The sequence below is a fragment of the Rhodococcus sp. NPDC059969 genome, from assembly GCF_042738325.1.
GTDB lineage: Bacteria > Actinomycetota > Actinomycetes > Mycobacteriales > Mycobacteriaceae > Rhodococcus_F.
The window spans coordinates 151,084-176,713 of record NZ_JBHWUF010000012.1; the positions used below are offsets into that span (position 1 = coordinate 151,084).

Below are 25,630 nucleotides of genomic sequence, written 5' to 3' on the forward strand. Positions count from 1 at the left end.
GCCTTGACATGACAGACGCACAACTGTGGCTCGCAGCCATCGAGATCGGTGCATTCTTCTCGCTGATAGCCCTCGGAATGTATCTCGTGGTGGTCGGCGCCGACTTCTTCAACTTTGCGATGGGCCCGTACGCGATGGCTGCGGCCATGGCGTCGAGTTGGGTCGCGATCAACTACGGGCTCGCTCTCTGGTTTGCCATGCCGCTGGGGATCGCGGTGGCAGTGGCGTTGTCGATTCTGACGGAAAAGCTTGTGGTCAAGCAGGTTCAGAAGCGCTCGGGTCGGGGGGAACTACCGGCGTTGGTGGCTGTGACCGCGGTCCTGTTCGGGATCCAGCAGCTCGCCGGCACGGTCTTCGGCCGCACACCGCTTCCCGGACAGAAGATCTTCGACTTCGATCCGATATCGGTGCTCGGCGCCACCGTCGACAGTTCGACCGTAGTACTCGTCGTCGGAACTGCTCTGATCTTCGTCGGTATCGGACTGTGGCTGAACCGGTCCACCTCAGGCCGTCTGCTTCGCGCCGTCGGCGACAGTCCGGATGCCGCCCGTGTCCTGGGGTTGCCGGTGGATCGGGTACGCCTCATCGCGTTCACCCTCGCCGGTGTGATCGCCGCCGTTGCCGGACTTCTGTTCGCTCCCAAGGCCGGTGTTCAGTTCACGAGCGGTCTGTCCTGGACGCTGACGGCATTCATTGCACTCGTCATCGGTGGTACCGGCCGGAGTTGGGCTCCGCTGATCGGCGGAATGGTGTTGGGCGTCGTCCAGGTATTCGCCCCGTACTACTTCGGTGCGAGTGCTGCGCAAACCGCGATTCTGCTGATTGCCCTGGTGTTCTTCGCTTTCCGTCCGGAAGGCTTGCTCTCGAGGAAGGTTCGCGTCTGATGGCCTCGCTTTCTACCAGTCCGCTGACGTCAAATCCGCCCGCTACATCCGGCCGTTCCCGGACGAGGATGCTCGCCCTGTCACGAGAAGCGCTGATCACCGTGGTCGTGGTTGCTGCCGTGCTGCTGTGGATGGGGCCGAGTCTGTACCGGCAGGATCTGGTGTTCCTCGCTGCGACGTATTCGCTGATCGCACTCGGCATGTACGTGCCATTCGTGCTCGCGGGATCACTGTCGATGGCGTACAGCGCGTATGCGGCGATCGGCGCGTATGCCGTTGCGCTGATCTCGGTTCGGACCGGGTTGTCGATGTGGTGGGGATGGATTCTCGGCGCCCTCGCCGCTGCAGCGGTTGCAGTACTCCTCAGCTTGGCAACGCAGAAACTCTCCGGCTTCTACCTTGCCGCGGTGACCTTGTTGTTCGGTATCGCTTTCGAGCACTGGTTGATCGACGGGCCGAGTTTCACCGGCGGATCGGCCGGGATCTCGGGCGTCGAGACTGTGACGATGTTCGGCTGGGAGCCACCGCGCTACGCATTGGTCGTGTTCGCGATCTTGTTCGTGTGTCTGATCGCGGTCGCTGTCGATCGACTCCGGAAATCGGTGTGGGGGCTGATGTTGCAAGCTGCCCGCGACAATCGTAATGTCGCACGGTCTTCCGGCGTCAATCCTGCGCACCTGACCGGCGTGGCGCTGGCGATCGGTGCTGCGATCGCGTCGACCGGCGGATCGCTTTTCACCGTGTCGGTGCAAGCTGTCACTCCTGAAACCTTCACTCTCAGTATTGTTTTCCTCGCAATCTTCATGCCGATCATCGGCGGTCGCGGTTCGGCGTGGGGTGCTCCGCTCGGTGCATTGATCGTGGTGATCGTGACGCTGAACATGCCCGGGTACCAGGGAAGTGGGGAACTCCTGCTTGCCGGAGCCGTCCTGGTGATCCTCATCGTCGCGCCTGGTGGGGTGATCGGGTGGAGTCAGAACGTTCTGGGTCGAGTGAACCGTCTGTACAAGGAGCGTGGCAATCGATGACTCGGCTACTCGAGGTGAGCGGGCTCCACAAGTCCTACGGCGGCGTCCGCGCAGTCAGTGACGTCTCGTTCAGCGTCGGACCGGGCGAGGTGGTCGGCCTGGTCGGTCCGAACGGTGCAGGCAAGACCACACTCGTGGACTGCATCTTCGGCACACAGCAAGCAGATTCCGGAGCGGTCACGCTCGCCGGTGCTGCCTTGACCGGGCCGTCGGAGCGCCGTGCACGGCAGGGGCTCTCGCGTACGTTCCAGCATCCACAGCTCGCGGCGGAACTCGACGCGATCGACAACATCATTCCGGGACTGTACGGGCACAAGATCACCTCACCGCTGCACTCGCTGTGGTGGGCGATCAAAGGGCCGTTCGAGAACTGGGATCGCGCAGCGCAGCGGGCCCGGGAGATTGCCGCCCGGTACTCGGTTACCGATGTCGAAAGTGCCTGCGGGGATCTCAGTTTGGGTGCGCAGCGCCTGGTCGAGGTAGCGCGCGCGATGTCGAGCGAACCTGAAGTCCTCCTGTTGGACGAACCGTTTGCCGGTGCGGATCACGACGGTATCGCCGCGATTTCCGGTGCTGTTCGATCGATTGCTGCACAGGGCAAGGGAGTGGTTCTGGTCGATCACAACGTCGATCTCATCGCGGCGCTCGCAACCAAGATCGTTCTGCTCAATTTCGGATCGGTGGCGTTCTACGGACCGCCGCAAGAGTGCCTGGCCAGCGATGCGATGCGCGAAGCCTATTTCGGTTCCGAATACGAGGAAGGTGCCTGACGATGCTCGAACTCGACAGAGTCACAGTTCGATACGGCTCCGCGGTTGCCGTCAGGAACGTCTCCCTCACCGCCCCGGCCGGTGAAGTGACCGCAATTGTGGGACCGAACGGTGCCGGCAAGACCAGCTTGATCGGAGGAATCTACGGCTCGGTTCCCGCTACCGGGAAGATCACTGTCGACGGTCGTGAGATTCAGAAGCTTTCGGCTCTCGCCCGAGTCCGTAGCGGATTTGCCTATGTCCCCCAGGGCAGGCAACTGTTCATGCGTATGTCCGTTCGCGAGAACCTACGCGTCGGCGCCGACCTGATGGGTTTGAAGGCCGAGGCGGTGGAAACAGCTTTCGAGCGGTTTCCGATCCTGCGCGAACGCTCGGAAAGTTATGCCGGGGTTCTCAGCGGTGGTGAACAGCAGATGTTGGTTCTGGGGCGGGCCCTTCTGGAAACTCCGAAGGTGTTGCTCCTCGACGAGATGATGACCGGGCTGGCACCGAAAATCGTCGCGGAACTGCGAGCGTTGGTCGGCGATCTGGCCGCCGAGGGAGTGACCGTCGTCGTGACGGAACCGGCTCTGGCTGCACTGAAGTCGGTTGTCGACCGCGGATATGTCATGCAACGCGGCGAACTCGTCCGCGAATGCGATTCCGCAGCGACACTGGACAACGCGTACAAACAATCGATGGGCGTACTCAGCGCCGACGGGAGATGATCGACGATCATGTTTGAAACGAAGACACTCGACTTCACCGTCGGTGAATTCGCCACGAATCCGGCCCGGTTCGCCGGCATCAGCATCAGCGAGATGGTCAGGCATTGGTCTGAGACCATCCCGGACGAAACTGCCTTTGTCACCCCGGAGTCGAGGGTCTCGTGGAAACAGTACGACGCCGCTGCCGATGCCATCGCGTCGGCACTGGACCTAGCGGGTGAGGGATACGGGCATGTGGCCGTGTTGCTTCCCGACACCGCTGTCTTCCATGCGGCTCTCTGCGCAGCATTTCGGACCGGCCGCGTTGCCGTCGGAATCGGTTCGCGCTCCGGCATTCGCGAGATCTCTCATCTGATCGCCCGCTCCGAAGCATCCGTTCTGGTCACCGCGCGCACGCTGCGAGGCGTCGACACCGCCGAACTCGTGGCGAGTCTGCGGGCCGAGCATCCCGGACTGGACGTCGTCTTCGCCGACGAACGCGCCGATGTGATTTTCGAACGCGCGGGCGCAGGTGGCGAATTCACTTCGTTGCCGGTCGAAGTCAAGCGTTTCCCCGCAACCAGTCCGTGCTTTGTCACGTCGGGCGTTTCGATGCTGAACTCGACCTCCGGCACGACGGGCCTGCCCAAGCTGGTGACTCAAACCGAGGACCGTTGGGTTGCCTTCTCCGAGATTGCCGCCGAGGCGGCGGCGATCGGTCCGGATGAGGTGTTCCTCGGCGCGGTTCCGGCACCTTTCGGATTCGGCCTCTGGACTTCGCATTTCCTGCCGGCACTACTCGGTGCTCGCAATGTCGTCATGGAACGCTTCGACGTTTCGGTGATGATCGAGTTGATCGAGCGCGAACGGGTGACTGCTTTGAATTGTGTGAGTACACAATTCAAGATGCTGTTGCGTTCGGAGGCCGCGGAATCGGCCGATCTCTCGTCACTTCGTTTCATGTTCACCGGTGGTGAAGCCGTGCCGTATTCGGAGGCACTGGCATTCGAGCAACGTACCGGAGCGGCTGTCCTGCAGTTCTACGGATCGAACGAAACCGGCGCCGTCTCGGTAACGACGGTTTCGGACGGTTCCGATACCCGACTGAAGACGTGCGGCCACGTCATCGATCGCATGCAAGTTCGTGTATTCGACGATGCGGCAAAGGAAGTGACCGGCTCCGTCCGTCGCGGTCAGCCTGCGGTCAACGGCCCACTGATGTGCCAGGGTTATTGGGGCGACGTCGATGCGAACGACGAGTTGTACACCGACGAAGGTTGGATGCTTCTCGGTGACATCGTCGAGATCGACGAGACAGGACGGGTGCGGGTGGTCGGACGCAAAGCCGACATCATCATTCGAGGCGGCAAGAACATTTCCGCGGTCGAAGTCGAGGAGTATGTACGCGCACACCCTGCGGTGGAACTGGTCGCCGTAGTGGGAGTCGACGATCCGCTGTTCGGTGAGAAGGTCTGTGCGGTCGTCGTGTCCGCTGATGACGATCTGAGTTCGGAGGACTTGACTGCCTGGCTGCAGAGCCGAGGAGTGACCCGCGAGTACATACCCGAGTACGTGATGACGGTCTCCGAATTGCCGATGGCGGCCGGGGGCAAGGTAGCCAAGGGTGAAGTCAAGGCGCTCGCGCAGAGGTGGATCGCGGAACTCAGCTGATCGCGCCTGGCGGTACCGGCTTCGCGTTACGCTGATCCGGACATTGTGCCGAGAGTGAGGGAAACCCGATGACGAACCCTTCACCGCACCGATGGCGTAAGCGAGCGCTGTGGACTCTCGGGACAGTGATAGTCCTTGTCGGAGCCGTGGTTCTGGCTTTTGTACTGAGCCCGAGACCCGGCGCGCTCACCGTGCGCTGGGTCTTCGATCGTGATGCTGTGAAAGTCACCGAGGCGCTCGAGAAGCATGCTCCAGGTGGCGTCGACTCGATCAAGGACCAGCACTATCGCGCCGAAGACGACGACGCATATCTGGACGTCTACTTTCCTGCAGCGACGACGGCCACGCTGCCCACGGTGATCTGGACTCATGGCGGTGCCTGGATCTCGGGAAGCAAATCCAACTACGCGTCGTACTACGAGCTGCTGGCTTCTCACGGATACACCGTTGTGTCCCTGGACTACTCACTCGGGCCCGAGCATCACTACCCGACAGCGGTGCGACAGCTCAACGACGCACACGCGTACGTCGTCGCGAATGCGGAACGGCTGCATGTTGATCCGACGAAGATCGTTCTCGCCGGAGATTCTGCGGGAGCGCAACTCTCGAGTCAGCTCGCCACTCTCGTCACTGATCCCGCGTATGCGGACCGCGTGGGCGTGAACCCGTCGTTGCGGCCGGATCAGCTACGCGGAGTGATCCTGAACTGTGGAATCTACGACGTCGGGAACATCGTCGGCGGACCCGGCATCATCGGTTGGGGAGTTGATCGGTCCCTCTGGGCATATACCGGTGTGCGCGACTTCATGAGTACCGATGCGGCGGATCAGATGTCGACCTTGAACTACGTCACCGATCGATTTCCGCCCGCCTACATCAGCGGCGGGAACGCGGATCCGTTGACCGATTCTCAGTCGAAACCGTTGGCTGACAAATTGACGGGGATGGGAGTTGGGGTCGACACACTGTTCTATCCGGCTGATCACGTTCCGGCGCTCGGTCACGAGTATCAGTTCGATCTGGACAACGCCGACGGCCTCACTGCGCTCGATCGCACGGTTCAGTTTCTCGACGCTCACACCAGCTAGTTGTCGGATTGTGTTGAACCACCGGGAAAATGGTCATTTCGGACAAAGCTCCGAGGGTGTGTTCGGAGGGAATTCCCAGCTAGTCCTTTTGGTCTAGCCTGGGGAGATCCGATCCGACACCAGGAGTTGTTGTGCGAGCGTCTTCCCCCGACAGACGGCGAAGACTCGTTGTCGGAAGCATGGCGGTGTTCGTCGTCATTCTGTTCGGCATAACCGCCGCGCTGGTCAGTCCGTGGCCAGGAGTCCTCCTCGTACGGTGGATGTCAGCGGGTGGGTCCGAAGCGACTCACGCACAACTCGACAAACACGCACCGCCAGGAATCGTCTCGATCCTCGATCAGTCGTACCGCGACGGCGACGACGACGCACGACTGGACGTGTACTACCCGTCGGAGTCCACTCCGGCGCTACCGACGGTGGTCTGGGTGCACGGCGGTGGCTGGATAGCGGGATCGAGAACTGATGCCGACGGTTACTACAAACTCTTGGCAGATCAAGGTTTCACTGTGATTTCGGTGGACTATTCACTGGGGCCGGAAGCGTATTACCCCACCGCAGTGAATCAACTGAACGACGCGTATCGATTCATCGTGAGCAATGCGGACAGGTTGCATGTCGATTCGAACAATCTCTTTCTTGCGGGAGATTCGGCAGGCGCGCAGTTGTCCAGTCAGTTGGCGACCGTCATGACCAGCCCTGACTACGCGTCGGAAATGGGGTTGGAACCGGCATTACGACCCGAGCAGATACGCGGAGTTGTCCTCGACTGCGGGGTCTTCGATCTGAAACCGCTACTGTCGCAGGGGAAGTACTTCGGTTGGGGCGTCGACAAGCAGTCGCTGTGGGGGTACCTCGGAACGAGGGACTTCGACGGGTCGACTGCAGTGGGTCAGATGTCGACGCTGGGCCATGTGACCTCGGACTTTCCAGCGGCGTTCATCACCGCCGGAAATGTCGACCCACTGACCGCCAGCCAGTCGAAACCCATGGCAGATCGGCTCGCCGATCTGGGCGTCGAAGTAGACGCACTGTTCTACCCCGACGATCACGAGCCTGCGCTCGACCACGAATATCAGTTCGACCTCGACACCGTCGACGCGATGATCGCGTTCGATCGCACAGTCGCGTTCCTGCGCAACTACGTGCGTTAGCGCGCTCAGCGAATCACGTACGGCGAGATCGAACTCCGGTGCTCGCTGATGTCGAGGTCTTTACCCAATGGAGGGAAGGCGCGCTGCGGACAGTTGAGGCGTTCGCAGACGCGGCAGCCCGAGCCGATCGGCGTTCCCGGATTCGACTCGTCGAGATCCAGACCGTCGCTGTAGACGAGTCGATGCGCGTGGCGAATCTCGCATCCCAGTCCGATGGCGAAGATCTTCGCGGGCTGTCCGTATCGAGCCGCTCGCCGTTCGACCGTGCGTGCGACCCACAGGTATCGGCGACCGTCGGGCATCTGCGCGATCTGCGGCATGATCTTGCCTGGATAAGAGAACGTCTCGTAGACGTTCCACAGCGGGCATGTGCCGCCGCTGGTGGAGAAGTGGAATCCCGTGGCGGACTGACGCTTCGACATGTTTCCGGCACGGTCGACACGTACGAACATGAACGGAACCCCGCGAAGTTTGGGGCGCTGCAGGGTCGAGAGGCGGTGGCAGATCGTCTCGTAGCTCGCGGAATAGAAGGCAGACATGCGCTCGATGTCGTAGCGGAAGTCCTCGGCAACCTCGTGAAACTGGCTGTAGGGCAGCACGGTGGCCGCGGCGAAATAGTTGGCCAAGCCAAGCTTCGCCAGGGAGACCGATGCTTCGCTGGTGAAGTTGCCCTCGGCCACCAACGAGTCGAGCAGTTCGCCATGCTCGAGGTACGCGAGTTCTGTCGCGAACTTGAAGACCTGTTGCCCGCCCGAGAGCCTTGCGGAGATTTCCAGGACCCTGGTGTCGGGGTCGTAGCGATGAAGTATGTTCTCGCCCAAGTCGACTCGTCGAACGATCTGCACGTCGTGGACGGACTCGAGGCGTCTGGCGATCTCGCCGGCGACGTCGCCACGGTGAAAGCGCATCCGGGCAGTGAGTTCTTCGGCTGCGGTGTCGAGATCGTGGATGTAGTTCTGTCGCTGATAGAAGTAGTCGCGCACTTCCTCGTGCGGCATGGTGATCGAACCGCTGCCGCTGCCGTCCGAGAAACGGTCCTCCGTGGCTGCGGCGAGCTGGGCCGTCGTGTTGCGGAAGCGGCGATGCATGTTCACCATCGCCTTGGCGAGGCCGGGGTGGGTGGAGACCATCTCCGCGATTTCGTGGGCGTCGGCGTCGATACCCATCTCCTGATCGAGGGCAACTTCACGCATTTCCGCGATCAGGCGTGTGTCGTCCTGCGGGGAGAAGAAGGTGGTGTCGACACCGAAGACTTCACTGATTCGCAGGAGGACCGGCACGGTGAGTGGCCGGACGTCGTGCTCGATCTGATTGAGATAGCTTGCCGAGATCTCCAGCGTCTTGGCCAGTGAAGCCTGACTCAACCCGCGCTCGGTCCGCAGTTGGCGGAGCCGGACACCGACAAAGGTTTTCGACATTTTCCCAGGATACGAGCGACGGTCCTGCTTCGCAAAGGTGGGTTCGCAGTCTTCGCACAGGGGCTCCGCCCCCGTGAGTGGTTGAGGAGCCTCGGCACTCCCTAACCACTCACGGGCCGGAGGCCTAGATTTTGTTCTCCGAACGCGGGGCGCCAATTCCGGGATCGATCTGGAACGGTCCGCTCGACGACGGTGCGAGCGGGAAGTCGAAGATCGCTGTCGGGAGATACACCGTCGAACACGAGTTGGGGATATCTACGACGCCCGACAGACGACCCTCGATCGGTGCCGCACCGAGTAGCAGGTACGCCTGCTCCGGTGCGTAGCCGAACTTGGTCAGGTATTCGATCGCATGCAGGCACGCACGCTGGTACGACAGATGTGAATCCAGGTACTTCTGTTCACCGTCCAACGTGACAGAAGTGCCCGAGAATGCAAGCCACTCGGAATACTGCGGATCCGTGTTGCCCGGCATGAAGATCGCGTTCTCGGAAACGCCGTAGGTATCCATGCCGCCCTTGATGATGTCCACACGAAGGTCGATGAAGCCGCCCATCTCGATGGCACCGCAGAACGTGATCTCGCCGTCGCCCTGGGAGAAGTGAAGATCGCCGACCGACAAATTCGCACCGTCAACGAACACCGGATAGAAGATTCGGCTGCCCTTGGTGAGGTTCTTGATGTCCTGGTTTCCGCCGTTCTCGCGCGGGGGAGCGGTGCGAGCCGCTTCGCCGGCCACGCGTGTGTACTCGTCACCGGTCAAGGTTCCCAGAACGGCATCGCGGGGCTCGGGCGGAAGCGCAAGCGGGGGAACCCGATTGGGGTCGGTGGCAATCAGGGCGCCCTCGCGGGCATTCCACTTGGCGAGCAGGGCTGCCGACGGAGCCGTGCCCATGAGTCCCGGGTGGACGATGCCTGTGAACGAGACGTGCGGAATGTGGCGCGACGTCGCCGTTTGTCCGGAGAAATCCCAGACAGCCTTGTACGCGTCGGGGAACTGTTCGGTGAGGAATCCGCCGCCGTTGTTCCGAGGGAAGATGCCGGTGTACCCCCAGCCTTGGCCGGCCAACGGACCCGAATCCTCTTGGGGGATAGGACCGATATCCAAGATGTCGACGATCAGCAGGTCGCCGGGCTTCGCGCCTTCGACGGAAAAGGGGCCGGACAGCGTGTGGACCGTGGTCAGTGGTGCATTGAGAATGTCGTCGGCGGAGTCGTCGTTGTGGATTGCGCCGTCGAACCATTCGCGGCAATGGACACGAAACGCATCACCGGGTTTCACCGTCACCGCTGCCGGGATGTCCGGGTGCCACCGATTGTGGCCGACGATCGCCTGGTCGGTGAATTTCTTGGCGGAATCGAGTGGAAACAGCAGTTCAGGCATATGCACTCCTCATTCTCGAAGAAACGGAAAACTCGTGGCGGCAGGACTTTCGTGTCGGATCGTGACTCGCGGCGAGGGTGCTCAGGGGCGAGGTAGCGTGCGGTGCAACGGATTGGATGTGGTCGGGGCAGTTTTTCGGCCGCCGCCGGGTAGTGACCCACTGACCACGGCAGGCTCGTGAGCCGATCGAGCCGTGCTGTCCAACAGACCCATCGCGGCCGACGATGCGTGACTTAACCGGGGTGACGAGACCATTCGCTTGGACTCGAGACTGCACTGGGGGCAACTGATCGACTGGGGCACTTCGGCCATCGCGAACGACCGCTCGAGTGGGCCGCAGCCGGTACAGCGAAACTCGTACAGGGGCATGCGGTCACGCTATCGGAGGATCCGTCAGTACGACACTGGAACGACAAGCGCCGGGTTGCTACCGCCGCAAGTGTGCACGTCAGCGCAAGTACACAACCGCGTTGTCTCCGCCGGTACATGTGACGATGCCGGAGGCCACCTTGCACGCCATCGTGTACTCCTTGCCGGTCACCGGACTACGTGCGGAGACCGTGCTGGATCGACCGGCGGCACCGGAGTTTCCGTAGGCGATCCGAACTGCCTCGGCAAACTCGCACGAAGTTTTGCCCCCACTGGTCGCGGACTCCTTGTAACTTCCCGCCGGTTGCCCGCCGGGGCAGGTGGACGCGCCTGCCGGGAAGTTCGCGGCGCGTGTGGTCGTCGGGGATGTCGTGCTGGGAGCAGTTGTCGTGGCACCGGCGGTGCCGGGTGTGTTCGCGGCGGCGGTGGTGGAGTGGGCGGCTCCACCGGCTGTCGAGTTGGGGACGTCCTTCGGCCACAGAACCCATGCAAGCCCGCCGAAGAGAGCCAACACGGTGATGACACCGATGATCGATACCGGAATCACCCAGCCGGGTCGTCGTGGCGGCGGATTTCCACGTGGCGGACCAGGCGGGAATCCCTGCGGTGGGGGATAGGACTGCGGCGCGGCCCGGTATCCCAACTGCGGCGGTTGAGGCCCGGATTGCGACCATGCCTGGTTGTTCGGTGGCTGTTGATAGTTGTCCGGCACAGCTTTATCGCCCGTTCAGTGGTGTCGAGGGCGTCGAACGACAAGTCATGGTTCGACAGCATATGGCCGGCGATCGGGTTGTCGGGGGCTTTGCGAGACCTCGATCTCGGGAAAGTGCTCGCGCGAATGCCGTTGCGACGAAGTGATTGCGGTCACTTGCGGGCAATGAAGTTGGCTCCGAAGTAGCGGACAGGCCCGTTCCGTGCGCTGCGCGAACAGGCGTAATTCACCAGTGGCGGAGTTGAGTGCATTTCGTTCACAGCCTGCGGTTTCATTGCTACTCGCCAGTACGGAACCTGTCCGAATGGGTAGTGCTCGCCGTGTAGGAATCTTCACAGACTTAGCAAAGTGTGTTGAAAAGGTAGCGAAGATTGGCATTAGCAACAGGTAGACGGCACTTTTTCGATGTGCCATTCTCGGTAAGTACACAAGAAGGGCCTGGCAAGTATGTGAAGTAGTACGCACGTACTGCTCACAACAGGCCGGACCAGCAGATCAAAGAGATGGAGTCTTGATGTCGACCACCGGCACCCCGAAGACCGCAGCTGAGCTCCAGCAGGATTGGGACACCAACCCTCGCTGGAAGGGCGTTACTCGTAACTACACGGCCGATCAGGTCGTCAAGCTCCAGGGCACCGTCGTCGAGGAGCAGACCCTCGCTCGTCGCGGATCCGAGATCCTGTGGGATCTCGTGAACAACGAGGACTACATCAACTCCCTCGGTGCACTTACCGGCAACATGGCTGTGCAGCAGGTTCGCGCCGGCCTGAAGGCCATCTACCTTTCCGGTTGGCAGGTTGCCGGCGATGCGAACCTCTCGGGCCACACGTACCCGGACCAGAGCCTCTACCCGGCCAACTCGGTTCCGACCGTCGTCCGTCGCATCAACAACGCACTGCTGCGCGCCGACGAGATCGCCAAGACCGAGGGTGACACCTCCGTCAGCAACTGGCTCGCTCCGATCGTTGCCGACGCCGAAGCCGGCTTCGGTGGCGCTCTCAACGCTTACGAGCTGCAGAAGGCCATGATCGGCGCCGGCGCTGCCGGTGTCCACTGGGAGGATCAGCTCGCTTCGGAGAAGAAGTGCGGCCACCTCGGTGGCAAGGTGCTCATCCCGACGCAGCAGCACATCCGCACCCTGACCTCGGCTCGCCTGGCTTCCGACGTTGCGGACGTTCCGTCCGTCATCATCGCCCGCACCGACGCTGAGGCTGCAACCCTCATCACCTCCGACGTGGACGAGCGTGACCGCCCGTTCCTCGACGGAACCCGCACGGCTGAAGGCTTCTACGGCGTCAAGAACGGCATCGAGCCCTGCATCGCTCGCGCCAAGGCTTACGCACCGTACGCAGACCTCATCTGGATGGAGACCGGCGTGCCGGATCTCGAGGTTGCAAAGAAGTTCGCCGAGTCCGTTCGCAGCGAATTCCCGGACCAGCTCCTGGCCTACAACTGCTCCCCTTCCTTCAACTGGAAGGCGCACCTGGACGACGCGACCATCGCGAAGTTCCAGAAGGAGCTCGGCGCAATGGGCTTCAAGTTCCAGTTCATCACGCTGGCCGGCTTCCACTCGCTCAACTACGGCATGTTCGACCTGGCCTACGGCTACGCCCGCGAAGGCATGACGGCATTCGTCGACCTGCAGGAGCGCGAGTTCAAGGCTGCTGAAGAGCGTGGCTTCACCGCCATCAAGCACCAGCGTGAGGTTGGCGCCGGCTACTTCGACACCATCGCCACCACCGTTGACCCCAACACCTCGACGGCAGCTCTCAAGGGCTCCACCGAAGAGGGCCAGTTCCACTAAGAACTGACTTCGGGTGGGGGAGAGGCTCGGGTTCGGGTCTCTCCCCTGCTTGTATCACCGATCTACTTTCTCTCGTCTTCAAGGCAGTTCCAATTGCATCGGCCACCAGCGTCGACGCAGTTCGAAGTGCTTTCTTTGCAACACCTTCAGACTGCAAAACCTTCACCAGACAAACTCCACGAGACAAACAAGGAGCTGACGTGACCAGCGAAAAAATTCAGCGCGTCGGCGTTATCGGCGCCGGAATCATGGGTGCCGGAATCGCCGAGGTGTGCGCCCGCGCACATGTCGATGTTCTGGTCTTCGAGCAGACTCGCGAGCTTGCAGCAGCCGGGCGTTCACGCATCCTGCGTTCGCTCGACCGCGGCGTGAGCAGCGGAAAGATCACAGAACGCGAGCGTGAGCAGGCCGCATGGCGTCTGCGTTTCACCTCCGATCTGGGAGATTTCGCGGACCGCCAGCTCGTCGTGGAGGCCGTCGTCGAAGACGAGAAGATCAAGAGCGAAATCTTCGCCGAGCTCGACGCGGTCGTGACGGACCCGGATGCGGTTCTCGCGTCCAACACGTCGTCGATCCCGATCATGAAACTCGGCATCTCGACCAAGCGTCCCGAGCGAGTCATCGGTATGCACTTCTTCAACCCGGTGCCGGTTCTGCCGCTCGTCGAATTGGTGACGACGCTCAAGACCAGTGCCTCCGTCTCGCAGCGCGCCGAGGCTTTTGCCAGCGACATCCTGGGCAAGCAGGTCGTGCGCAGTGCCGACCGCTCCGGCTTCGTCGTCAACGCACTCCTGGTGCCGTACCTGCTCTCGGCGATCCGCATGGTCGAGTCGGGCTTCGCAACCAAGGAAGACATCGACAAGGCAACGGTTCTGGGCCTCGCGCACCCCATGGGTCCGCTGGCGCTGACCGACCTGGTCGGCCTCGACACCGTCAAGTCCATCGCCGACTCCATGTACGAAGAGTTCAAGGAGCCGCTGTACTCCGCTCCGCCGCTGCTCCTGCGTATGGTCGAAGCCGGATTGACCGGCAAGAAGTCCGGCGCGGGCTTCTACGAATACGCCGACAACGGTCGCTCCACCAAGCAGGCAAGCTAAGGCCCAAAGCCCCCTGTGCGCGTTTGTGGAGTGTAGAGACTCCATAAACGCGCACAGGGCGCTCGCGCCCCTCGGTTAGAAAGGTCGACCGCATGTCCAGCAGCACTGCAGCATTCGGCTCCAGCGTCCTGGGGTATCCGCGCATCGGGCCGCGCCGTGAGCTCAAGCGCGCCCTCGAGTCCTACTGGCACGGCACTTCGGACAAGGACGCACTCCTCGCGGTCGCCAAGGAACTCCAGGAATCGACCTGGAGCGAATTGGCTGCGACGGGATTGAGCCAGGTTCCCGGCAACACCTTCTCCTTCTACGATCACGTGCTCGACAATGCGCTGCTTTTCGGCGCAGTGCCGGAGCGGTTCAAGCCGCTCGAGGGCGCACTCGATCCGCTCGATTTCTACTTCACGATGGCCCGCGGTCGCCCCGACTTCCCGCCTCTCGAGCTGGTGCGCTTCTTCGGCACGAACTACTACTACCGTCAGCCCGAGATCGACGCGAACACGGTGTTCTCGCTCAACTCGGAAGCACTGCTCGACGAGTTCGAACGTGCGAAGGCGCGCGGCATCGAATTGCGCCCCGTCATCATGGGACCCGTTTCGCTGCTTCTGCTTTCGAAGGTCGGGCCCGCCACCGAGAAGTCAGATCCGAACTTCACCCCACTCGATCTGTTGGACGCAATCCTGCCCGAGTACGAGAAGCTCTTCGAGCAGCTCGCCAAGGCCGGTGCCACCTGTGTTCAGTTGGACGAGCCTTCGGTGACCGAGGACCGCACCGCCGACGAGCTCGCCGCTCTGGGACGTGCATACGAGAAGCTTTCGACGGCTCCGCTGCGCCCGCGCCTGTTGGTGACGGGTCCGTACGGCAAGTTCGGCGAAGCCCTCAACATCTTGGCGCCCACCAAGATCGAGGCCTTCGGTCTGGACTTGGTGCACGGCAAGATCACGGCCGAGGAACTGGCCGCGGTGCCGAACATCAAGCGCAAGCGCATCTACGCAGGCGTCGTCGACGGTCGTAACGTGTGGCGCGTCGACCGGTTCAACACGTTGACGTACCTGAACGAACTCAAGGACGTCGTGCCTGACCTCGTCGTCTCCACGTCGTCGTCGCTGCTGCACGTGCCGTACGACGTGCTCTCCGAGTACGACATTCCGGGAGACGTCGCAGACCGTTTGGCTTTTGCGAAGCAGAAGGTCGGCGAGGTCGTCTCACTGGCGAAGGCGCTCACCGAAGGTCCTTCGGACAAGTGGCGTAAGCGTCCGACGAAGGTGCACTTCAAGCTCAAGCACGCAGTCCGTGCTCGGGTCAACGCGATCAAGCCCGAAGATCGTGTGCGTGCACCGTACGAGGAGCGTCGCAAAGCTCAGCAGGAACGGTTGAACCTGCCTTTGGTTCCGGCTCAGACACTGGGTTCGTTCCCGCAGACCGACGCGATTCGCCAGGCTCGTTACGAACTCGGCCAGGGGCGCTTGGAGTGGGACGACTACTACAAGCGCATCCAGGAAGAGATCGAGCGCACAATCCGTCTGCAAGAGGACATCGGTCTCGATGTTTTCGTGCACGGCGAGCACGAGCGCAACGACATGGTCCAGTACTTCGCCGAACTGCTCGAGGGCTATGCCTTCACGCACAACGGTTGGGTTCAGGCCTACGGATCTCGTTGTACGCGTCCGCCGATTCTCTACGGAGACATCGCACGTCCGAAGCCGATGACGGTCGAGTGGATTGCGTACGCGCAGTCGCTGACCGACAAGCCGGTCAAGGGCATGCTGACGGGTCCGGTCACCATGATCGCTCGTTCGTTCGTGCGTCAGGATCAGCCGCTCTACGAAACGGCAGAGCAACTGGCACTTGTCATTCGAGACGAAATCGCGGATCTCGAAGCCGCCGGAATCGCCATCATCCAGGTGGACGAGCCGGCAATTCGTGAACTGCTGCCACTGCGTGAGGACGGCCGGGAGGCCTACCTGGAGTGGGCCGTCGACGCGTTCCGTCTGGCAACAGGTGGAGCGAAGCCGGAAACACAGATCCACACACATCTGACGTACTCCGCTCGGTCGTCGGTGGTCGACGCCATCGAACGGTTGGACGCAGATGTGACGGCTATCGTCGCGACCCGCTCCATCACGTGGGTTCTCGAAGCACTCAAGGAAGGCGCGCTCACACACGGCGTCGGCCCCGGCGTCTACGAATCTCGTTCGGCTCGGATTCCCGACATCGACGAGCTCGACGAATTGCTCACCGAGGCAAGCGAATCGATCTCTCTCGATCGTTTGTGGGCAAACCCGGACGGCGGCCTCAAGACCCGCCATCCGTGGCAGCTCGAGCCTTCGCTGCGCAACATGGTTGCGGCCGCGAGGCGCTTGCGTCGTCGCGCCGAGCAAGCCGAGCGCGACGCCGAGTAAGTCACGTAAAGAACTAGTCATGGAGGGGCCTGCGAGTTGCAGGTCCCTCCATGCACGGGTAGGCATGTCTGCATGGTTACTGCTGCTGCTTATGCCGCGACGTCTGCTGACGGTCCGCTCGAGAAGACCACCGTCGAACGCCGCGAGCTCGGTCCACTGGACATTCTCATCGACATCAAATTTGCCGGCATCTGCCATTCCGACATCCACACCGCTCGCAACGAGTGGGGCGGAGCCAAGTACCCGATCGTCCCCGGACACGAAATCGCCGGCGTCGTCGCCGCCGTGGGTTCCGATGTCACCAAGCACAAGGTCGGCGACCGCGTCGGCGTCGGCTGCTTCGTCGACTCGTGCGGGGAGTGCGACGCCTGCGCCGCCGGCGAAGAGCAGTACTGCCGCAAGGGTGTGACGGGTACCTACAACGCCACCGGCCGCGACGGTGAGCGCACTCAGGGCGGCTACTCGACGCACATCGTCGTCACCGAGCATTTTGTTCTCTCGATCCCGGAGGGCATCGAACTCGACGTTGCCGCGCCGCTCCTGTGCGCAGGCATCACCTTGTACTCACCGCTGCGGCACTGGAACGCCGGCCCCGGCAAGAAGGTCGCCATCATCGGTTTCGGCGGCCTCGGTCACGTCGGTGTGAAGATCGCCAAGGCGCTCGGAGCGGAAGTCACCGTCCTGAGCCAGACGCTCGGCAAGAAAGACGACGGGCTTCGCCTCGGCGCCGATCACTACTACGCGACCAACGACCGTGAGACGTTCAAGGCTCTTCGCGGCGAGTTCGATCTCATCCTCAACACGGTCTCGGTCAATCTCGACATCGACGCCTACATGTCCCTGCTCGCCATCAACGGCACTCTCGTCGAACTGGGCCTGCCGGAGAAGCCGATCGAAGTTCGGGCATTCTCGCTCGCCGCAAACCGTCGTAGTCTCGCCGGCTCCATGGTCGGCGGTATCCCGCAGACACAGGAGATGCTCGACTTCTGCGCCGAGCACGGCATCGGTGCAGAAATCGAACTGATCCCGGCTAGCGACATCAACGACGCTTACGAGCGCGTGATCAAGAGCGATGTGCGATACCGATTCGTGATCGACACCGCAACGATCTGACCCGCTCAGTCGAGTTGCTCGCGAAGATTACTCAGTGTCTTCGCGAGCAATCTCGACACGTGCATCTGGGATACGCCGACTTTCTCGGCGATCTGTGTCTGCGTCAGGTTTCCGAAGAATCTGAGCATCAACACCGTCCGCTCTCGTTCGGGAAGCTTGTCGAGAAGCGGGCGTAACGCCTCGTGATTCTCGACGTTCTCGAGTGCTGCGTCGTAGTCACCGAGTGTTTCCACGAGCGGAAGATCGTCGGTGTGATTGGACGCGGCACCGTCGACCGAGACGGTTTGGTACGCGTTGCCGGCGATCAACGCCTGGGCGACTTCTTCGCGTTCTATCCCTAACGTCTCGGCCAACTCGTCGACGGTCGGGGCGTGCCCGAGTTGCTGAGACAGCTCACTGATCGCCTGCCCGAGTTGGAAATGCAACTCCTTCATCCGACGCGGAACCCGCAATGCCCAACCGGTGTCACGGAAGTGTCGCCGAACTTCACCCATCACGGTGGGAACTGCGAACGAGACGAAATCGGAGCCGCGCGTGGAATCGAAACGGTCGACGGCGTTGACCAGACCGAGCCGTGCCACCTGAACCAAATCGTCGTGCGCCTCACCGCGCCCGTCGAATCGCCTGGCAATGTGCTCGGCCAACGGCAGGCACCTGGTGATGAGTGCAGTGCGCACTCGTTCGTACTCGGGGCTGTGGGGTTCGAGGGTCCGCATTTCCTCGAAAACTGGTATGACGTCCCGATATTCGTCGGTGGACCGCCGACGCGGGCGTGAGGGGCCGTCTGCGGAAGCGGTCACAGGCGCCCGCTGAGGGCCTTGGTGAACTTCATGGTCGTGATGTAGCCGGCACCGCCGAGGTTCTCTTCCTGATCGAGCGAAATCGAATCCGTCAGTTCGGTGAGGATGTGCCACCCGAACGAGCGCTGACTGCCGTCCTCGTACTCCGTGGTGGTCGTCGAAACAGACACGTGCAGTTGCGGGGGAGTGAAGACGAACCGACACACGAGAACCGAATCAGGGGCAGCACGAACAATCAGGTGGGTACAGATCTCGTCCATTGCCAGCTTGATGTCGGCGATGGCGTCGAGGTCGAAGTTTTCCTGAATGGCAACGGTGGCAGCCAGTGCACGCAAAATCGACAGCTGATCGAGAGTCGCTTGAATCCTCAACTCCACGACTGGTTGAGTCTGATCCTGATCGGGCTCGAGTGCGCTGAGGTGTGCCATAAGTTCTCCGGATCGTCGTACCAGGGGTCGCCGTGAAGTCTGGTGCCGAGAACGATACCCATCTCGACCTTCACCGTGACCCCCGAACACGAAATTTTGTCGATGGTGGTGCCGGGGTAATCGACACAGTTCTGCTCACGACCGTTGGCAGTCGCAACATCGGACTACCTCACGGAACCGCAGACCAAACCACATTTTTGTTCGGAGCACCGAAACGAATGGTCGCAACGCACTTGTGACGTCGGTCATGCTGGCGTACTGTTTCAAACCGAGGTTGAGCACACAGCCGATGAGGGATTGATCCGTAATTCTGGAGACCCGTTCATCGTGCGTCTCCTTCGGAGGTCCCTTCTCTTTTGCAGAGTGTAAACCGTTGCGGGATGGGAGAACCATGACTGTTGTTCCAGGATCATCTATTTCAGGCTTTACGAACGCGGCGAAGGGATCGGTTGATTACGGACCTCCCGCGACCGGGACAGCGACCGCATCATTTCACGCGCACCGCATCAGTGCACAGACCGCTGTTATTCAAGTTCGTGGCGAGATCGACCTGATGAGCGCCAATGCTTTTCGCGATTATTTGACGTACCACGTGGCCGCGGACCGGACACTGGTCGTTGATCTCTCCGAACTCGAATTCATGGGGACGTGCGGCTTGTCCGTACTGTCGGTGCTGTCGACGCGATCACGCGACGTGGGCGGCACACTGGCGCTCGTCTGCGCTCGCCCGGTTCAAAGGTTGCTCAAAGCAGCTGGTCAGGAGTCGATGTTTGCCTGCTACGAGTCGCTGGATCATGCGATCGGCCTCGAAGAGACCCGACGTTTCCCGGCTTGATTCCGCAGCTTCACTCCAATCTTCGTGAAATCAGGTTCGTAGAGCCCGTCAGCGTCAGTGCACTTCACTTCGGTGAGTGCCCTTGTGTTGGCGGGCTCTCGGCGGTGCTGTGACGCACCGGCCGTAGGTTCGGACCACTTCGGTGGCGACGTGATCCCACGAATACGATTCGCACGCGCGAGCGCGACTCTGCCGTGCAAACGCTGCGCCTTCGTCCTCGTAGTCGAGAAGATGCCGGACTGCCCGCGCGGTTTCCACCGGATTGTTGACCGGGACCCGCCGCCCGGTGAGCCCGTCGATCACGGTATCCCGCAGTCCGCCAACAGGAGTCGCGACCACCGGCACTCCGCACGCCATCGCCTCCAGAGCCGCGATTCCGAACGGTTCGTATCTGGGGGTACAGACGAGGGCGTCGGCCGATCGCATCAATTTCGGTAGTTGGCGGTGCGGAACCCGTCCCAGTAATTGGACTCGATCTGCGACGCCGAGCCGCTCGGCAAGCTTGACCAAGCGGATCGCCACCTCGTCGGTGCTCAGTTGTGCGACGGGCGGCCCACCGATCACTACCAACTCCGTGTCGGGCAGCGAAGCCAGCGCGGCGACGGCAACATCGAAGCCCTTCTGCTCCACCAGCCTTCCGACGCAGATCAATCTATGCGGTGCGGTCTTCTTCGCGGCGGGTCCCTCAGGGGTGAACGCTTCGGTGTCGACGCCCGAGGGCACCATGGTGGTCCGTGATCGTGGTGATCCCTGCCGAACCAGATCGAAGATTTCGTCCGAACTGGTCGCGATGACATGGGTTGCGCCCCTGGCGATCAACGGTTCCAGGTGAGTCCGCTCCGAGGGGCTGTCGTCGGCTGCTCCGAGGTGGCGGTGCGCCGCAGATCCCAGAGAATGGAATGTCTGAAGTACAGGGATACCGAGCGAGCGGGTCGCGAGTTCCGTTGCCACACCAGACATCCAGAAGTGCGAGTGCACCACATCGGGTCGGTCGGTACTCCACTGAGCGCGCAGAATGCTGGCAAAGGTTCCCAGGTGAGGAAGGATTTCGGCATCCGGGAGAGCCTGTGTCGGGCCGGCCTCGAGATAGTCGACGCAGTACCCGGCGCGAGCGCGAACGCGGTCTGGCCCACCGACGTGTGCCCGCCGCGTGAAGACGGTGACGTCGTGTCCGGCGCGAACCAAGGCCGCAGACAGTTCGTCGACGTGCAGGTTCTGTGCACCAGCTGCCGAGCAGCCCACCGGCGCGAGTGGATCGGCGTTCACCGACACCATGGAGATCTTCAGCATTCGTCCGGGAGCCATAGCGGGCGAGTACTTCATCGGGTCCCCTCTCCACTTGATCGGTTCGTCTGGGGATACCCGGAGTCCATGATCTGAACCGGGTTTCGACGTGGTCAGCGGTGGGCACATTCCAAACACGATGGCGAGGAGTGAGGTTCGATGACAGAACAAATGCTGGTCGACGCAACCGTCGGACTCGGGTTCGAGCGGTACGTACAACGGGTGGCGGTCGGCGTGGGCGCCGGTATCGAGCAATGGTGTTGCAGGCGCGAACACCCCCTGGAAGCCTACATCGCGTTGGACCGAACGGTGCCGCGTTTTCCCGGGCGTGAGGTGGCGTTGCTCTGGGAGGAGACGTGCGGTTGGGCCCTGGCCGTGGAGACTCGTTCAGGGGAGGACCTCATCGTTCTCGGATATCTGGGAGAACATGCGGTGCCTGCCCCCGGTGCCGTCGCCGACTTTGCCGCGACATTGGGCACCCGCAGCCCGCATTGGGTCATGAACAGGCCGCTGGCGGATTCGGACGAGACCGCGCGAGAACTGCGGAGCTATTCCGGAAGTGCTTACGCCTGAACAGTATTCAGATTCAATTGGCTCAGTTGACCACGTCCAGGACGGGATCGAGAACGGGCGTCGAGGCAGCTTCGACGTCCGGATCGTCCATGAGTCGAAAGACGATGTGACCGCCGAGCGCACCACCGACGCCGACCGCGGTGAGCCCCAGCACCGACAGCACTCGTGCCAGCGCGAGTGAGTCCTTTCCGCGTAGCCTGTACGACGCAGCAAAGGACCAGATACCCACTGCATTCGACGCAGCGTGCACCAGTCCCACACGGCGGGCGACGTCGCCACGTTCGGACCAGTCCAGCCAGCCCGTCAGCAGAACCGGCGGAGTCGAAACCAATCCGAGCCCGATCAGCCGTCGTGCTGTCTGCGGATCGCCTAAAACATCGAAGATCAGCGACGCCGTCCAGGCACCCGCCGGAATGGTCACGAGGGCAGGATGGATGGGATGCCCGACGGCGGCGCCGCGCAGAAGTGCGGCGACAGTGCGCGATCGGTCGGATCGCTCCGTGATCTCGAGGATTCTGCGCCTGAGGCCAGTGGACGGACCGTCCAGTCCGCGAGCGGATTCGATTCCGCGATAAAGAGTTCCGATGTCCATGTAATTCGGCTACCCGGCGTAGACGTCGGGAAACCTCGCGACGGCAGTGTCTTGTCGACCGTCATGCTCCGGCGTACGGTCGAAACGAAAGAGATCCGACCGGAGGAGCGAACGATGAAGCTCAATCTCTTTGCAGCGTGGGCGTCGTATTTCCTGGTATTGGCCACAGTGGTCTGCCTCGGCAGTTTCCTGGTGGCGGCAGGCTCAGGTCAGGGTGGTTGGGCATTGATCGCCGGACTCGCCGGCGTCGCGTCCATCGGCCTCGCGGTAGCCCTGTACGCCAGCACTGTGCGTCACGACCACAAAGTGCACCGCGAATCCCCGCACCTGTTCTGATCAGGCTGCTTCTGATCAGGCTGCTTCTGATCAGGTCTGCTTCTGATCAGGACCGTGCGAGTCGCGCCTTCTCCGCCTCGATGTCGAAGTTGGCAGGCGGCCAGTCTAGATCGAGCTTTTCCAGAGCGTCGATCAGTAGCTCCGTGACTGCAATTCGGCTGTACCACTTGCGATCACACGGCACGACGTACCACGGCGCGTGCTCGGTCGACGTCTTGTCGAGCATTGCCTGATACGCCTGCTGATACGCCGGCCACAAGCCGCGCTCGGTGACGTCGCCCGGGTTGTACTTCCAGTACTTGTCCGGACGGTCGAGACGTTCTTCCAGTCGCTTCTTCTGCTCGTCGAGCGAGACGAACATCGCGACCTTCACGATCGTGGTTCCGGCGTCGACGAGTTCCTTCTCGAACTGGTTGATCTCGTCGTAGCGCGTGCTCCAGACATCCTCCGGGACAAGATCGTGAACGCGCACGACCAGGACGTCCTCGTAGTGGGAGCGATCGAACACACCGAGATAGCCGCCGCGGGGCAGTTCCTTCTTGATCCGCCAGAGGTAGTGGTGTTGCTTTTCCTCTTCGGTCGGGACACCGAAAGCTGCGTGCTGCACTCCCGAAGGATCCACGTGACCGATCACGTGCCGGACCATGCCGCCCTTGCCTGCGGTGTCCATTCCTTGCAGGACCAGCAGAATCGAGCGGCTGTCCCCGGACCGGCCGTTGGCGTACAGCAACTCCTGCAGGTCGGACAGAACCGCGCCGCGCTCCTCGAGCAGGCGTTCGCCGTCAGCTTTGTTTCCGGTGAATCCCGGAGTGCTGTTGCGATCGAGTTGATCGATTTCGAACCCGGGCTCTGCCCGCAAGGTCTTGGCGGCCGGTGTTTCCCACAGCGAGTCTTGTGCCATGCCGAAAGAGTGCCACAGGATCGCCCCCTGCGGCCCGAAAGTCAGGTCTCGGGCGAGTCAGTCCTCGGCAGGCTTGACGAGGGGATGCGGAACCGACTTGAACTTGGCCGGTGATCCGTTGACCGCCGCAATGCCGGTGATGCCGCCCCACGTCATCATCGTGAGGTAATCGATCAGCGATTCAGCGGACATCGACTTGTTCGAGATCCACCAGTGCGTCGCGAGCTGAATTCCGCCGACGATCCCGAATGCCCACGGCAGGGAGCCGCCGGAATCCATCTCCATCTCGCGAAGACGATTGCCCAACACCGTGGAGAGCAATTCGGCGATCATGCGCTCGGAGTCGGCAACGACGTCGCGGTTGGCGCCGGCGCCGTTGGCCATCACGTAGAGGTAGATGTCCGGGTCGGATGCCACCGTCTCGACGTACGCGGTGATGCTGGCCTGAGTGAGTTCGAAATCGTCGAGATCGCCGCTGATCGCTTCGTAGATACGCGGCGAGAGGATGGTCTCGACGTACCGCATCATCGTGGCGGTGGTGAGGTCGCTCTTGTCGGCGAAGTAGCGGTAGAGGACCGTCTTGGAGACACCGATCTCGGATGCGATCTCGTCCATGCCGATCTCACGCCCGCGCGCCCGGATTGCGGCGATGGTGCCGTCGACGAGTTCCTCGCGTCGAGCGATCTTGTGCTCACGCCAACGACGCTTGCGACCGTCGGATTTCTCGGGCTTCGCATCAGCAACGACTGTGCCGTCTACCTGCTCGTTGTCCTGCACGGCATTCTTGGCCACGAGTCATCTCATATCTGTGGTGCGAGCCACGTCCGATCGGTCTACTTTTCCGTTCCAGCTTAATGTCCGTGCCTTTATCTCGGGCACTCACATCGGCAGTTGGGGGGATTAGGTCCTGCAGAATCAGACATCGTGTCGCTCGCGCTACGCCGCGTCACACCTTTCGGCACAATGGCGAGGGTGCAGCAACTGAGCCTCTCCGCCTTCGACGACGCCGCCAAGCGTCGGGACCTTCGCAAGATGAAGGTCTTCGCCACGGGCCTCCTCGGCTTCGCGACGGTGGTCTACATCTTCTGCCGGTGGCAGGAATCCCGCGGTGCCGGAGAGTGGGTCGGATACGTCCGGGCCGCGTCGGAGGCCGGCATGGTCGGCGCACTTGCCGACTGGTTTGCCGTCACCGCGCTCTTCCGTCATCCGATGGGGCTTCCCATCCCGCACACCGCGATCATCAAGCGTAAAAAGGACCAGCTCGGGGCCAGTCTGAGTTCGTTCGTCGGACAGAACTTTCTGGCTCCCGAAGTTGTGTCGGCCAAGGTGCAGCAGGCGCAGATTCCGCTCCGACTCGGCACGTGGATGGCTGAACCTGCCAATGCCGCTCGCGTCGCTGCCGAGACGTCGACCGTCCTGCGCGGCATGGTCGAGGTTCTTCGCGACGAGGACATCGCCCAGATCATCGACAACACGATCGTGAAGCGTCTCGCCGAGCCGATGTGGGGACCGCCGATCGGCCGAGTGCTCGGTGAGCTTCTCAAGGACAACAAGCAGCTGCCGATCATCGAACTGCTGGCCGAGCGCGCGCATCAGTGGGCTCTCGGCAGCCAGGAAACGATCGATCGTGTGATCGTTCGTGATTCGCCGGCATGGTCGCCGAAGTTCGTCGACGCCATGCTGGGGGAGAAGATCTACAAGGAGCTCGTCGAGTTCACCTGGAAAGTCCGTTCCAATCCCGAGCACGAGGTGCGCCTCGCCGCCAACCGCTTCCTGATCGATTTCGCGGACGATCTTCAGAACGACCCGGAGACCATCAAGAAGGCCGAGGGGATCAAGGCCGAGATCATGGGCCGCGAGGAAGTGACCGGTCTGGCGTCGTCGACGTGGCAGGTCGCCAAGCGACTCATCATGGAGTCCGTCGACGATCCGAACAGCACCCTGCGAACCAAGGTCGCGGAGAACGTGGCCGGCTTCGGAGTTCGGCTGCGCGACGACGACTCCATGCGCGCGAAGGTCGATGGCTGGCTGGTGCAGGGCACGAAGTACATCGCGGAGAACTACACCGACGAGATCACCGGGGTCATCAGCGACACGGTCGAGCGGTGGGATGCCGACGAAGCAAGCGAAAAGATCGAATTGCAGGTCGGTCGAGACCTTCAGTTCATCCGTATCAACGGCACCGTCGTCGGGTCGATCGCCGGTCTGCTGATCTATACGATCTCGACGCTCATCTTCGGCTGAACTGTCCGGTATGTGACGTCCACCACGAGTGCTAGCAATAGTGCTTGCAATAGTTAGCACCCT

General features: G+C 61.8%; 25 protein-coding genes. 15 read left to right on the forward strand and 10 right to left on the reverse strand.

From position 1 onward, the window contains the following. Positions 1-8 precede the first annotated feature (8 nt). From ACFWAD_RS26190 to ACFWAD_RS26220, 7 genes are all read left to right on the forward strand, one after another. Entirely contained in the window at positions 9-884 is an 876-nt protein-coding gene (locus tag ACFWAD_RS26190) for a branched-chain amino acid ABC transporter permease (RefSeq protein ID WP_378549115.1), read from the forward strand. Then, positions 884-1,912 carry a branched-chain amino acid ABC transporter permease gene (locus ACFWAD_RS26195; protein ID WP_054827782.1) on the forward strand — a complete coding sequence of 343 codons (1,029 nt, stop codon included), beginning with the start codon at positions 884-886 and terminating at the stop codon, positions 1,910-1,912. The genes ACFWAD_RS26190 and ACFWAD_RS26195 overlap by 1 nt, the downstream gene beginning before the upstream one ends. Beyond that, on the forward strand, positions 1,909-2,682 hold the full coding sequence (locus ACFWAD_RS26200; RefSeq protein ID WP_378549119.1) for an ABC transporter ATP-binding protein: 774 nt from the start codon (positions 1,909-1,911) through the stop codon (positions 2,680-2,682). Before ACFWAD_RS26195 ends, ACFWAD_RS26200 begins: the two co-directional genes overlap by 4 nt. A gap of 2 nt (positions 2,683-2,684) precedes the next feature. Continuing rightward, positions 2,685-3,389: an ABC transporter ATP-binding protein gene (locus ACFWAD_RS26205; protein WP_378537444.1), complete on the forward strand. Its 705-nt coding sequence runs from the start codon at positions 2,685-2,687 to the stop codon at positions 3,387-3,389. A gap of 9 nt (positions 3,390-3,398) precedes the next feature. After that, positions 3,399-5,039, forward strand: a complete 1,641-nt coding sequence (locus ACFWAD_RS26210) for a class I adenylate-forming enzyme family protein (RefSeq protein WP_378549122.1) — start codon at positions 3,399-3,401, stop codon at positions 5,037-5,039. A gap of 68 nt (positions 5,040-5,107) precedes the next feature. Beyond that, complete coding sequence (locus tag ACFWAD_RS26215; RefSeq protein WP_378549125.1) at positions 5,108-6,127, forward strand: alpha/beta hydrolase; 1,020 nt, start codon at positions 5,108-5,110, stop codon at positions 6,125-6,127. Between the two features lie 131 nt (positions 6,128-6,258). Then, positions 6,259-7,278 carry an alpha/beta hydrolase gene (locus ACFWAD_RS26220; protein WP_378549128.1) on the forward strand — a complete coding sequence of 340 codons (1,020 nt, stop codon included), beginning with the start codon at positions 6,259-6,261 and terminating at the stop codon, positions 7,276-7,278. A 5-nt stretch (positions 7,279-7,283) separates the two neighbouring features. Here ACFWAD_RS26220 and ramB read toward each other — a convergent pair whose 3' ends face one another. From ramB to ACFWAD_RS26240, 4 genes are all read right to left on the reverse strand, one after another. Continuing rightward, complete coding sequence (gene ramB, locus ACFWAD_RS26225; protein ID WP_230816883.1) at positions 7,284-8,696, reverse strand: acetate metabolism transcriptional regulator RamB; 1,413 nt, start codon at positions 8,694-8,696, stop codon at positions 7,284-7,286. Between the two features lie 124 nt (positions 8,697-8,820). Beyond that, positions 8,821-10,080, reverse strand: coding sequence for a formamidase (gene fmdA, locus ACFWAD_RS26230; RefSeq protein ID WP_378537453.1), 1,260 nt, complete (start codon positions 10,078-10,080; stop codon positions 8,821-8,823). Between the two features lie 81 nt (positions 10,081-10,161). Continuing rightward, complete coding sequence (locus ACFWAD_RS26235; RefSeq protein ID WP_378549131.1) at positions 10,162-10,449, reverse strand: FmdB family zinc ribbon protein; 288 nt, start codon at positions 10,447-10,449, stop codon at positions 10,162-10,164. A gap of 79 nt (positions 10,450-10,528) precedes the next feature. Beyond that, positions 10,529-11,161 carry a serine/threonine protein kinase gene (locus tag ACFWAD_RS26240; RefSeq protein ID WP_378549134.1) on the reverse strand — a complete coding sequence of 211 codons (633 nt, stop codon included), beginning with the start codon at positions 11,159-11,161 and terminating at the stop codon, positions 10,529-10,531. 514 nt (positions 11,162-11,675) lie between these two features. On the opposite strand from ACFWAD_RS26240, the gene aceA reads away from it, so the two are divergent. The 4 genes from aceA (at position 11,676) to ACFWAD_RS26260 (ending at position 17,574) form a co-directional block, all read left to right on the forward strand. Then, positions 11,676-12,965 carry an isocitrate lyase gene (gene aceA / locus ACFWAD_RS26245; RefSeq protein WP_003941533.1) on the forward strand — a complete coding sequence of 430 codons (1,290 nt, stop codon included), beginning with the start codon at positions 11,676-11,678 and terminating at the stop codon, positions 12,963-12,965. 200 nt (positions 12,966-13,165) lie between these two features. Then, on the forward strand, positions 13,166-14,062 hold the full coding sequence (locus ACFWAD_RS26250) for a 3-hydroxybutyryl-CoA dehydrogenase (RefSeq protein WP_003941541.1): 897 nt from the start codon (positions 13,166-13,168) through the stop codon (positions 14,060-14,062). A gap of 92 nt (positions 14,063-14,154) precedes the next feature. Further along, positions 14,155-16,461, forward strand: a complete 2,307-nt coding sequence (metE, locus tag ACFWAD_RS26255; RefSeq protein ID WP_378549137.1) for a 5-methyltetrahydropteroyltriglutamate--homocysteine S-methyltransferase — start codon at positions 14,155-14,157, stop codon at positions 16,459-16,461. A 72-nt stretch (positions 16,462-16,533) separates the two neighbouring features. Next, positions 16,534-17,574: an NAD(P)-dependent alcohol dehydrogenase gene (locus ACFWAD_RS26260; protein WP_378549140.1), complete on the forward strand. Its 1,041-nt coding sequence runs from the start codon at positions 16,534-16,536 to the stop codon at positions 17,572-17,574. Positions 17,575-17,579: 5 nt separating this feature from the next. Here the strand turns inward: ACFWAD_RS26260 and ACFWAD_RS26265 are convergent, their stop codons facing one another. Both ACFWAD_RS26265 and ACFWAD_RS26270 read right to left on the reverse strand, forming a co-directional pair. After that, positions 17,580-18,374 (reverse strand): RNA polymerase sigma factor SigF, encoded by a 795-nt coding sequence (locus tag ACFWAD_RS26265; protein WP_020906739.1) that lies wholly within the window; start codon positions 18,372-18,374, stop codon positions 17,580-17,582. Further along, on the reverse strand, positions 18,371-18,802 hold the full coding sequence (locus ACFWAD_RS26270; protein WP_230816889.1) for an ATP-binding protein: 432 nt from the start codon (positions 18,800-18,802) through the stop codon (positions 18,371-18,373). Before ACFWAD_RS26270 ends, ACFWAD_RS26265 begins: the two co-directional genes overlap by 4 nt. A 391-nt stretch (positions 18,803-19,193) precedes the next feature. Here ACFWAD_RS26270 and ACFWAD_RS26275 point away from each other — a divergent pair, with 391 nt between their 5' ends. Further along, the gene (locus ACFWAD_RS26275) at positions 19,194-19,637 is read left to right on the forward strand and encodes an STAS domain-containing protein (RefSeq protein WP_283304882.1); all 444 of its coding nucleotides are present in this window, start codon (positions 19,194-19,196) and stop codon (positions 19,635-19,637) included. Between the two features lie 54 nt (positions 19,638-19,691). On the opposite strand, the gene ACFWAD_RS26280 is transcribed toward ACFWAD_RS26275, so the two are convergent. Next, positions 19,692-20,960, reverse strand: coding sequence for a glycosyltransferase (locus tag ACFWAD_RS26280; protein WP_378549143.1), 1,269 nt, complete (start codon positions 20,958-20,960; stop codon positions 19,692-19,694). Positions 20,961-21,080: 120 nt separating this feature from the next. Here ACFWAD_RS26280 and ACFWAD_RS26285 point away from each other — a divergent pair, with 120 nt between their 5' ends. Next, the gene (locus ACFWAD_RS26285) at positions 21,081-21,494 is read left to right on the forward strand and encodes a DUF6292 family protein (RefSeq protein WP_378447095.1); all 414 of its coding nucleotides are present in this window, start codon (positions 21,081-21,083) and stop codon (positions 21,492-21,494) included. A 22-nt stretch (positions 21,495-21,516) separates the two neighbouring features. Here ACFWAD_RS26285 and ACFWAD_RS26290 read toward each other — a convergent pair whose 3' ends face one another. Beyond that, a complete protein-coding gene (locus ACFWAD_RS26290) occupies positions 21,517-22,086 on the reverse strand; it encodes a DUF2231 domain-containing protein (protein ID WP_378549147.1) in 570 nt (189 codons plus the stop codon). Positions 22,087-22,200: 114 nt separating this feature from the next. Between ACFWAD_RS26290 and ACFWAD_RS26295 the strand changes: the two genes are divergently transcribed. Beyond that, on the forward strand, positions 22,201-22,422 hold the full coding sequence (locus tag ACFWAD_RS26295) for a hypothetical protein (RefSeq protein ID WP_230816894.1): 222 nt from the start codon (positions 22,201-22,203) through the stop codon (positions 22,420-22,422). Between the two features lie 46 nt (positions 22,423-22,468). Here the strand turns inward: ACFWAD_RS26295 and ACFWAD_RS26300 are convergent, their stop codons facing one another. Then, the gene (locus ACFWAD_RS26300; RefSeq protein WP_378549150.1) at positions 22,469-23,323 is read right to left on the reverse strand and encodes a polyphosphate kinase 2 family protein; all 855 of its coding nucleotides are present in this window, start codon (positions 23,321-23,323) and stop codon (positions 22,469-22,471) included. Between the two features lie 57 nt (positions 23,324-23,380). After that, positions 23,381-24,115 carry a TetR/AcrR family transcriptional regulator gene (locus ACFWAD_RS26305; protein ID WP_378537479.1) on the reverse strand — a complete coding sequence of 245 codons (735 nt, stop codon included), beginning with the start codon at positions 24,113-24,115 and terminating at the stop codon, positions 23,381-23,383. Between the two features lie 171 nt (positions 24,116-24,286). On the opposite strand from ACFWAD_RS26305, the gene ACFWAD_RS26310 reads away from it, so the two are divergent. Further along, a complete protein-coding gene (locus ACFWAD_RS26310) occupies positions 24,287-25,567 on the forward strand; it encodes a DUF445 domain-containing protein (protein WP_378447269.1) in 1,281 nt (426 codons plus the stop codon). Positions 25,568-25,630 lie beyond the last annotated feature (63 nt).